Source organism: Clostridium sp., from assembly GCF_051654825.1.
Taxonomy (GTDB): Bacteria; Bacillota; Clostridia; order Clostridiales; family Clostridiaceae; genus Clostridium.
On sequence record NZ_JBOFYU010000146.1, the window covers coordinates 1 to 9,703 of the forward strand.

Sequence of the window (9,703 nt, forward strand, 5' to 3'; positions counted from 1 at the left end):
AGGATGTAATTGCATTTTTAACTTTTATATTTGAGTCTAATATAAAAGTTTCATCTCTAATTAATGGTTCATCTAATTGGTCAAATACAAGTTCAGAAGTTTTTCGAGGAAGCTTATTTTTTGATTTTATAGTATATGTAAAATTTATTGTACTTCCATCACATATTATATCACCGATTGTTAAACTTACATCACCTACAGTTTTTGTTGTATCAATACTTTGAACATATTTATCATAGGAGTCATAGCCTAGAATTTCAAATAAATCAGTTATAGATATTCTATTATTAGCTAAGGAAGGATTTATAATTGCTAGACTTGTACTTAATGTTAAGACTAGCAACGATGCAACTTTAAATTTCTTTATGTTTTTTCTTTTCTTTAAATAGATCCCCTTTTTTATAGTATCTTTAGTTATTTCTCTTAAATTATTTGGAATATTTATGTTGTCTAAGTTACTCATGTTTTTCCTCCTTTAGAAGATCATGCATTTTTTTCTTAGCTCTTCTTAAATTGGTTTTAATCGTATTTTCATTTAATCCTGTTATTTCTGAAATTTGGCTGATACTAAAATCATAAAAATAATGTAATATAATAACCGTTTTATAATTTTTACCTAATTGGTCTATAGTTGCATATAAATCTATATTTTTTTCTATTTCTGAGTATGAATAATCACCGATGTAGTTTTCAAGCTCAGAGTCACAGTATTTAAAATCAGATTGCTTTTTAGCATAAACTGTATTTATTAAAATTCTAGTTATCCATGTTTTAAATAAATTATTTTTCTTTAATTTAGATATATTCATATATACTTTTAGAATAGTTTCTTGATATATATCTAGTGCATCTTGTTCATTTTTCACATACAAATAAGCCATTTTATACAAATAATCTTCATACAAAATCATTAGTTTTTCAAAAGAATCATTACATCCATTCTTTGATTTTTTTATTAAAACATTTTCAGATTCTACTTGAGCATTTGATGTGAAAATATTAAGTTTTTTTATAGTAGCCATTAAAACCTCCTTAAGCTCTGCTATTACATATATTAGATATTTTAAATAGTAAAAAGGTTTCATAAATAATTAAATTATATTTTTTTACTTTATTAGAATTTATATATTAGCAAAATATTTCAATTAAATGTATATTATAAATAACATAAATTTAATTGAAATAAAATAGTATTTAGCTAAGCGGGCGTTAAGTATTGCAAATTAGAAATAAAAAATGTGTATAATAAAATAAAGAGTATATATTTTATTTAAAAGGAGCTACGAATAAATATGGAAATTTTTAAAAAAATAAGTACAGTGATATTATCTATTATTGTATTTGGAGGACCTCAATTATATGAAGTAGATGCAATTGAAATCTCAAATGATATAAAGAGTGATATATTTAAAGAAATTAAACTATAAAAAAAGTTATTCAATGTAATTTTGCATTGAATAACTTTTTTATTATTAGCAATTACTCTATAGGCATAAATCAACATCCAAAAAGTAGTATTTAAAGTCCAAAAAGCAATAGTTAAAGCCCAAAAAGTAACAAAATATATAAAAATATAGCAAAAAAATACATAATGAAGTAATATAAAACTTAAAAGAAAGTAGATATATGAAAGGAAATTTAAATAATGATTAACATAGGAATATGTGATGATGAATTACACTATAGATTAAACATAAAAGACATATTAAAAAATATATTAAGTACATATTCTATAGATTATAATATTTATGAATTTTCATCAGGAGAAGAGTTGTTAGGCAACTATCCTAAAGGGTTAGACATATTAATTATGGATATACAAATGAAAATAATTAATGGTATGGATACAGCAAGGAAAATAAGAGAATTTGATCAGAACTTAGAAATAATATTTATGACATCATTTGCAGAGTTTATGCAAGAAGGATATGAGGTAAAAGCATACCGATATATATTAAAACCAATAAGTGAAAAAAAAATCTCTAAAAATATTTTACCTTGTATAAATGAAATAATGAAAAAAAAGAATAACTATTTAACTATAAATATTAAGAATTATGTAGATAGAATAAAAATAGATTCTATTGTTTATATAGAAACTGATAGACCTAATATATTGATTTATACAGATAATAATAAATATCCGGCTAAAATGAGCATTTCTAAAATAGAAAAAATATTAAGTGAGCATGGTTTTTTTAGATGTCATAACAGCTATATAGTTAATTTGAAATTAGTAGAATCAATGAATAGCAATACAATAAAAATAGATGGAAATTATATACCAATAAGCAAGTATAGAGCCAAGGGATTGAAGCTTGCACTGACTAATATATTAGGTGATATAGTATGTTAAAAGAATATGGAATAAGTATATGGTATATTATTGATATAGTAACTATGTACATAGATTGGATTATATTTTTTACGGTATTAAATTTAGCAGGAGATAAGAGTATATCGAAGCAAAAATATATACCTAGAGTTGTAATAATAATTGTATTTATGGGCTTTTTAAATATATCTAATATGTTTGAAAATACTAGGATTATTTTATGTATGATAATAGGGGTTATATTTTACAAGCTATCATATAAAGATAATATTTATAAATGCGTAATGATAAATTTATTATTTTGGTTAGGATTGATTATAAATGAATCAGTTTCAATAAGTATTGTAGTTATGCTAAATAAATTAGATAGTATTCAACTGTTATTAGATGGAAATATATTTAGGATGCAGGCAATATTTATATCTAAAATATTATTAATTCTAGAGCTTATACTGTTTAAATATTTTAGACTATCATTAGAGTTTAAGCTAAAGGATATGATATTAATAGGCATACCAATAGTATCTAACATAGCTATATTGTTATTAGTTTATGGATACAATTTTAGTCAGAAAATAGTTAATAGGTTTGATATAACTATAGTTATTATTATAACGCTATTAATTGTATTATCAAGTGTAATGCTTCTAATAGTAATAGGGAAAATTGTACAGAATGATAAGATTAAACTAGAGCATGAGCTTATAAATGAAAGAATAAATACAAACCATAAGAGCTACGAAGGTATAAATGAAATACATAATAAGTTAAGGTATGTGTACCATGATTTAAAAAATCATATGATTTGTATGAAAAATTATAATACAAAAGAGGAAATTATATCATATATAAATAAATTAGAGTTGCAAATAAGTGATTTTGAAAATTTAAAAAACACAGGAAATACAACATTAGATATAATCTTAGGTGAAAAAACACATCTTTGTAAAAAATATAATATAGAATTTGAAGATTATATAAACATATCTAAATTGAATTTCATTCAAGAGAATGACTTGTGCTCAATATTTGCAAATGCCCTAGATAATGCAATTGAAGCATGTACAGAGATAGATAATGAATTAGAAAAACGAATAGCTATTAGAGCTACATATATAAATGGATTTGCAATAATTAAAGTTACTAATACAAAGGTAAATGATATCAAATTTACTGGTGATAAAATTGAAACAAGTAAGCACAATAAAAAAATACATGGGATAGGTATTTCAAGTATTAAATATATAGTAAGTAAATATAAAGGTGAAGTAATAGTTAATTACTCAAAAAATGAATTTATATTAAAAATAATGATACCAATAACAAATGAGGAGATAATAAAATATGAGTATATAGTCTAAAATGCCATACTTAATGACCAGTTTGCGATATTTATTGAAACTTATAATATAAAATGTTAATTTAAACGAGATTAGAAATCAAAAGTAGGTTAAATCTTGTTTGAATTAACATTTTTTATTTTGAAATATATGAGAGGGGATATGTAAACTATTTTAAATGTTTACATATAAATAAAATGGTATTTAGCAGTTTAATATTTTTATTTTTATTCTTGCCATTAACATTAGGTGCTTACTATATATCAAATAGTAAAATGAAAAATCTAATATTGTTAATAGCAAGTTTAATTTTCTATGCATGGGGAGAGCCTGTGTATGTGTTTTTAATGTTATTCTCAACAGTCGTTGATTATATACATGGATTAAAAGTGGAGAGGTTTATAAAATCCGGTGAGAGAAAAAAAGCATTAAAGGTAGTTGTATCATCAGCAATTATAAATCTATTCGTTTTATGTTTCTTTAAATATAGCGATTTTTTAATTGAAAATATCAATACTATATTTAGTTTAGATATCGGTTTATTAAATTTACCTTTACCTATAGGTATATCATTCTATACATTCCAAACAATGTCCTACACTATAGACATTTATAGAGGAGATGCTAAAGCTCAAAAGAGTATACTAGACTTTGGAGCTTATGTAGCATTATTCCCACAGTTAGTTGCAGGACCTATAGTTAGGTATCAGACGATAGCCACACAAATAAATAAAAGAGAACACTCTCTAGAGAAGTTTGGTGATGGTGTAAATAGGTTTGTTTGTGGGTTAGCTAAGAAAGTTATATTATCGAATCAATTAGCGGTTATAGCGGATGGAGTATTCTCTAGTAACTTATCGAATGTTTCTATACTAGAAGCTTGGTTAGGAATAATTTGTTATACTCTTCAAATATACTTTGATTTTGGCGGATATAGTGATATGGCAATAGGTTTAGGAAAAATGTTTGGATTTGAATTTCTTGAAAACTTCAATTATCCATATATATCACAAACAGTTTCAGAGTTTTGGAGAAGATGGCATATTTCTTTAGGTAGTTGGTTTAGAGATTATGTATATATTCCACTAGGTGGAAGTCGAGTATCGACACTTAAAAACTATAGAAATTTATTTGTAGTTTGGTTTTTAACTGGTATGTGGCATGGAGCTAGTTGGACTTTTATAATGTGGGGTCTATATTTTGGAGCATTTATAGCTTTAGAAAAGGCATTTTTAGAAAAATTACTTTATAAAGCTCCTAGAGTATTTAGACATATATATTTACTATTAATTGTAGTTATAGGATGGGTATTCTTTAGAGCTGAAAATATAACTCAAGCATCTGAATTCTTAAAGGTTATGTTTGGTGCTGGATCTAATGCTTTAACTAATACTGCATTTACAGTTTACTTAATTGATTATTGGTATATATTACTTGCAGCTATAGTACTATCTACACCTATTGTAAAAGTATTAAAAAGAGAAATATTAAAAATTAATAAAAAGGCATTAGAAAATGAAGTAGTGTATTTAATGCATGGACTATCGCTAGGTATATACATGTTTGTTGTTATTATAATGTTGTGTAGCTCTAGTTATAATCCATTTTTATATTTTAGATTTTAGACTTAAAGGGGAATTTTTATGAATAAAAAGAAAGCTAGGTATATAATAATACCTTTTCTAAGCATAATTTTTGGTTTCTTTATTTTAAATTTTATAACTCCAGATAGAAAATATAGTGTTGCTGAAAATAGAAATCTTGATAAAAAACCAACATTAAAAGATATAGAAGATGGAGAATTTTCTTCTAAATTTGAGAGTTACTACAATGATCAGTTTGTTCTTAGAGATGAAATGATTAGTATAAATAAAAAATCAGAGGTTAAGCTTAATAAAACAAAAGTAGGAAACTATTATTTAGTTGATGATAACTGGATTTTAGGGATGTTTCCAAAAATCTTGAGTGAAAAACAATTAGATGATTACTCAAATGCAATTAATGAACTATCTGAAGTAAGTGATAGTTTAGGTAAAGATGTGTATTATACAATGATGCCTCATAAGACAAATGTACTAAGGCATTTATATCCTAAATATGTTGATAATACAGGAAATATAGATATAAATACAAGTGAATTTAGAGATAGATTAGAATCTGATATAGTGACATATATTGATATGGATGAGTATTTATTAAATAACTTTAGCCAAGATGAATTAGAACAGTTATATTTTAAAACAGATCATCATTGGACAAGTATAGGTGCATTTGAAAACTTCAAAATGATGGCTTCAAGGATGGATTTAGGGGTATCGCAGGATGAGTTAGATAAACATTTTGACAGATACACGACAACTACAGTGAAAGATAAAGATTTTATTGGTAGTTATAACCAAAACCTAGATATGCTAGTTGAAGAAGAAGAATATGTTAATTATGCTTATATAGATAATACTAAGTATACATATGAGTTAAATGGTAAAGAGAAAAAAGAGGACGAAATTATTGCGACATCAAGAAATAAGAATGAGTGGGACTATGGTGGAGCATACATTAGGGGAGCACAGACTAATATATTAAATATTAAAAATGATAAGGCTTTAGTAGATAAAAAGATATTAATATTTAGAGATTCATACCAAGCTCCAACTACATGGCTATTTGCAGATTTATTTAGTGAAGTTGAAATAGTTGACCCAAGAAATATAGATAAAATAGATAAGACATATGAAGAAATAATAGAAGATAGTAATTCTGATATAGTAATGTTTATGTATAATAGTTCTGGATTTGATTCAATGGTTAAGACTATGATAGATAAAGGAATAAAGTAAAATAAAAGTCATAAGTTTAATATATATTAAACTTATGGCTTTTATTTTCTTGTTATAAGGGAAATATAACTCCATTACAATATTATTAGTCTAGAGGTGAGATTGCTATGAGAAAATTAAGTTCAAAGCTTTTAATTATAGTATCCATATTAACTATAGTAAGTTTTGTGATTTTTTTTAACCAGAATAAAAGTATATCTAAAGATGACGTATCTGTTTTTAAGGAGAGCAGTGGAAGTAGCTTGAAGAAAGATGAAAAAGAAAAGTATATTGTAGGAAATTATTATTTGACTGATAATAATTGGCTATTAGGAAAGTTTTCTAAGATTATACTTGATGATAAGATGCAAGTATATTCAAAAGAGATAAATGATTTAAGCAAACTTGCTACGGAAAAAGGAAAAGATGTTTACTTTGTATCAACAGCACATAAAACCAATATGTTAAAACATTTATATCCTGATTTTGTAAATAATAAAGAAAATATAGATATAAATAAGGATTTACTAGCATCAAAATTAGATAAAAAATATATTTCATTTATAGATATTGATAAGTATTTTTTAGATACATTTTCAGAAAAAGAGAGAGAAAAATTTTATTTTAAGGCAGACCATCATTGGAATGGAATCGGGGCATTTGAAGGGTTTAAGTTTATGGTTAATAATATAAATTTAGGTTTATCAAGTGATGAAATTAGTGAGTATATGAGAGATTATAAGGTTAAAGTTGTTAAGAATAAAGAGTTTTTAGGCAGCTATAATAGAAAGTTAAACTTTATAGTTAAAGATAAAGAATATGCTAATTATGTATATAGAAATGATGATAAATTTGAATATTTTATTACTAATGGGAGTAAAGAACATAAAGTAGGCGAAGAAAAAATAGTGGCTTCATTAAGGAATAAAAAGAGCTGGGATTATGGCGGTGCATATATGAGAGGCACTAATTGCAATATATTGAAAATAAAAAATAAGAACGCATTAACTAATAAGAGTGTATTAGTATTTAGAGACTCTTATCAAGCTCCAATGACATGGCTATTAGCTGATATATTTGAAGAAGTACAAATAATAGACCCTAGATATATTGAAAATATTGATATGACTTATGAAGAAATGATAACTAATAGTAATTCAGATATAGTAATGTTTATGTATAATAGCTTTGGATTTGAGGGAATGATTCAAGAAATGATTAACAAGGACCTAAAATAAGTAATTATTTAAGGAATATTTTAGATATGATTGCAAAACTATAAAATAACTTAGTTATTTTATAGTTATTTTTTTGTTTTTAAATAAATAAAACTATGATAATATATAAATATAACAATAAAATAACTAGGAGAAAACAAAATGAAAACGAAGTTAATAACTTTCTTTAATATAAAGGGCGGTATTTACAAGACTTCTATGTCAATAATTACCGCATATGAGTTGGCAAAAGATAAAAATAAAAACATATTATTATGGGATTTGGATTTACAAGAAAATCTTACACAGTATGTATATAAAGTAAATCATGAAGACAAAACAACTATAGATATAGTAGATGGAATGAGTGCAGAAGATGTAATTGTAAAATCTCCAAATGCAAATTATCCAAACATAGATATAATACCAGCAGATATAGGACTAGCCATGTTAGATGAAAAAATAAGCCTACAACCAGCTAGAGAAAAAGTACTTGCTAGATGGTATATGAAAAATATAGATGTATTAGAAAAGTATGATTATATAATTTGTGATCTATCGCCAAGTTATAATCTAACTGCTAAAAATATACTGTACCTTGCAGACTCTATAATAGTACCTATTATGGATAAAAATATATCTTCTTTAAGAGGAGCTGCTTTATTTAAAGAATTATGGTCTAGAGATAAATATTATTTAGAAAAAGAAGACAATGATATATTGGCAACTGTACTAGTTGGATATGAAAAACAAAGAACTCAGGTATCTGATTTATTTGATCAGTATCTACAAAAATTTGAGGACTTAAAAAGTATAATGTTAGATTCATTTATAAGAAGAAGTACATTTGTTGAAAAGTCATTGTTAAGTAAGCTAAGTGTAAGTGATTATTTAAGTAAGAATAATCAAAGTCATTTTAGTAAAGAAGAAATTGAGAATATGGTTATAGAATTAAAAGAGAAGGATGTGTTATAAATGCCTAAAATAGATATGGATATATTAAATGAGGAATTACCTAAGACGAATAAGAGAACTGTTATACATGAAACTAAAACAGAGAAAACTTCAATATCTATATATGATATTGTTGGAAAAGAGAAGAAAAAAAGTAAAGAGCAAGTAGGTGTAACTTTAGATAAAGAAATAGTTGATAAATTAAAAACTGTTGTTATAGATTCAAATATTACTATGTCAAAGTTATTTGAAAATTTACTTAAACCGTTATTAGAAGATGTAAAGGTTAAAGAAAAAAATATAGAGATATATAATAATAAAAATAAGTTAAAGGGTAGAAGAAAAACAGAATAAATAAAATAGGTGGTAGTATGGACAAAAAATTAGAATGTATTCTTAAGAAAAGTATAGATGTGGTAATGGAAAATAATATGTATGCAGAATTTATAGAGTATGGACTAACTAACTGGGGTCATCCAATACCTGGTTTTATATACAAGAATATTGAACACTTGCAACCTAATGATTATGATATAGAGCAATTATATATTAAGAATACTGAGGGCAATATAGGTGCTAGTTTAGATGAGGCTATTCTAGGAATTGAAAGTCCCGCTATGTGTGATTTATATGAGGAATATGGACAAGTTGATTTTATGAAAAATGTATTGAAGATGGAAGATACATCTATTATAGACAGGCAAACTGAAAAGAAGTACTTTGATTATATAGATAGCATTATGTTGAAATTGAAAGAGCTATACAAAAGTGACGAGATTCAAAGATATATAGGTGATATACTAGATAGAAAGTATAATTAAATTTGATTTATTAGATTGTAATATACAAGAGATTAAACTTAATTAGAAGGAAAAAAACAATTGTTGTAGAATACCCAAATAAAGCAAATTACCCATTTAGAGGTTTAAATGAATTTATAGGAGGATATTTTATGGATTTAAAGATAAGTGATCTACCTCCACAATTTGAAAATATAGCAACGAAAATAGGGATAGATATAACTAAAGTGCTATTTGAAGA

The 9,703-nt window shown here is 25.0% G+C and carries 11 protein-coding genes; 9 read left to right on the forward strand and 2 right to left on the reverse strand.

From position 1 onward, the window contains the following. On the reverse strand, nt 1–463 hold a 463-nt coding region (locus ACRDBA_RS08850; RefSeq protein WP_438572558.1), incomplete at its 3' end, for a DUF4179 domain-containing protein. Next, complete coding sequence (locus ACRDBA_RS08855) at nt 456–1,022, reverse strand: sigma-70 family RNA polymerase sigma factor (RefSeq protein WP_438572559.1); 567 nt, start codon at nt 1,020–1,022, stop codon at nt 456–458. The genes ACRDBA_RS08855 and ACRDBA_RS08850, both read right to left, overlap by 8 nt. A gap of 270 nt (nt 1,023–1,292) precedes the next feature. Between ACRDBA_RS08855 and ACRDBA_RS08860 the strand changes: the two genes are divergently transcribed. The 9 genes from ACRDBA_RS08860 (at nt 1,293) to ACRDBA_RS08900 (ending at nt 9,483) form a co-directional block, all read left to right on the forward strand. Then, nucleotides 1,293–1,427: a hypothetical protein gene (locus ACRDBA_RS08860; protein ID WP_438572560.1), complete on the forward strand. Its 135-nt coding sequence runs from the start codon at nt 1,293–1,295 to the stop codon at nt 1,425–1,427. Between the two features lie 218 nt (nt 1,428–1,645). Next, nucleotides 1,646–2,356 carry a LytR/AlgR family response regulator transcription factor gene (locus tag ACRDBA_RS08865; protein WP_438572561.1) on the forward strand — a complete coding sequence of 237 codons (711 nt, stop codon included), beginning with the start codon at nt 1,646–1,648 and terminating at the stop codon, nt 2,354–2,356. After that, on the forward strand, nt 2,350–3,696 hold the full coding sequence (locus tag ACRDBA_RS08870) for an ATP-binding protein (RefSeq protein ID WP_438572562.1): 1,347 nt from the start codon (nt 2,350–2,352) through the stop codon (nt 3,694–3,696). Before ACRDBA_RS08865 ends, ACRDBA_RS08870 begins: the two co-directional genes overlap by 7 nt. Before the next feature lie 326 nt (nt 3,697–4,022). Then, nucleotides 4,023–5,300, forward strand: a complete 1,278-nt coding sequence (locus ACRDBA_RS08875; RefSeq protein ID WP_438572568.1) for an MBOAT family O-acyltransferase — start codon at nt 4,023–4,025, stop codon at nt 5,298–5,300. Between the two features lie 18 nt (nt 5,301–5,318). Continuing rightward, complete coding sequence (locus ACRDBA_RS08880; protein WP_438572563.1) at nt 5,319–6,512, forward strand: DHHW family protein; 1,194 nt, start codon at nt 5,319–5,321, stop codon at nt 6,510–6,512. A gap of 107 nt (nt 6,513–6,619) precedes the next feature. After that, on the forward strand, nt 6,620–7,729 hold the full coding sequence (locus ACRDBA_RS08885) for a DHHW family protein (protein ID WP_438572564.1): 1,110 nt from the start codon (nt 6,620–6,622) through the stop codon (nt 7,727–7,729). Nucleotides 7,730–7,870: 141 nt separating this feature from the next. Beyond that, nucleotides 7,871–8,683: a ParA family protein gene (locus ACRDBA_RS08890; protein ID WP_438572565.1), complete on the forward strand. Its 813-nt coding sequence runs from the start codon at nt 7,871–7,873 to the stop codon at nt 8,681–8,683. Continuing rightward, a complete protein-coding gene (locus tag ACRDBA_RS08895; RefSeq protein ID WP_438572566.1) occupies nt 8,684–9,016 on the forward strand; it encodes a hypothetical protein in 333 nt (110 codons plus the stop codon). A gap of 17 nt (nt 9,017–9,033) precedes the next feature. Continuing rightward, nucleotides 9,034–9,483 (forward strand): hypothetical protein, encoded by a 450-nt coding sequence (locus ACRDBA_RS08900; RefSeq protein ID WP_438572567.1) that lies wholly within the window; start codon nt 9,034–9,036, stop codon nt 9,481–9,483. The last annotated feature ends 220 nt before the right edge of the window (nt 9,484–9,703 follow it).

Bases quoted from the DNA above. Each gene is read 5' to 3' on its own strand.
- ACRDBA_RS08875 (WP_438572568.1), top strand. From the start codon at position 4,023: ATGTTATTCTCAACAGTCGTTGATTATATACATGGATTAAAAGTGGAG.
- ACRDBA_RS08885 (WP_438572564.1), top strand. From the start codon at position 6,620: ATGAGAAAATTAAGTTCAAAGCTTTTAATTATAGTATCCATATTAACT.
- ACRDBA_RS08895 (WP_438572566.1), top strand. From the start codon at position 8,684: ATGCCTAAAATAGATATGGATATATTAAATGAGGAATTACCTAAGACG.
- ACRDBA_RS08890 (WP_438572565.1), top strand. From the start codon at position 7,871: ATGAAAACGAAGTTAATAACTTTCTTTAATATAAAGGGCGGTATTTAC.
- ACRDBA_RS08855 (WP_438572559.1), bottom strand. From the start codon at position 1,022: ATGGCTACTATAAAAAAACTTAATATTTTCACATCAAATGCTCAAGTA.
- ACRDBA_RS08880 (WP_438572563.1), top strand. From the start codon at position 5,319: ATGAATAAAAAGAAAGCTAGGTATATAATAATACCTTTTCTAAGCATA.
- ACRDBA_RS08860 (WP_438572560.1), top strand. From the start codon at position 1,293: ATGGAAATTTTTAAAAAAATAAGTACAGTGATATTATCTATTATTGTA.
- ACRDBA_RS08900 (WP_438572567.1), top strand. From the start codon at position 9,034: ATGGACAAAAAATTAGAATGTATTCTTAAGAAAAGTATAGATGTGGTA.
- ACRDBA_RS08870 (WP_438572562.1), top strand. From the start codon at position 2,350: ATGTTAAAAGAATATGGAATAAGTATATGGTATATTATTGATATAGTA.
- ACRDBA_RS08865 (WP_438572561.1), top strand. From the start codon at position 1,646: ATGATTAACATAGGAATATGTGATGATGAATTACACTATAGATTAAAC.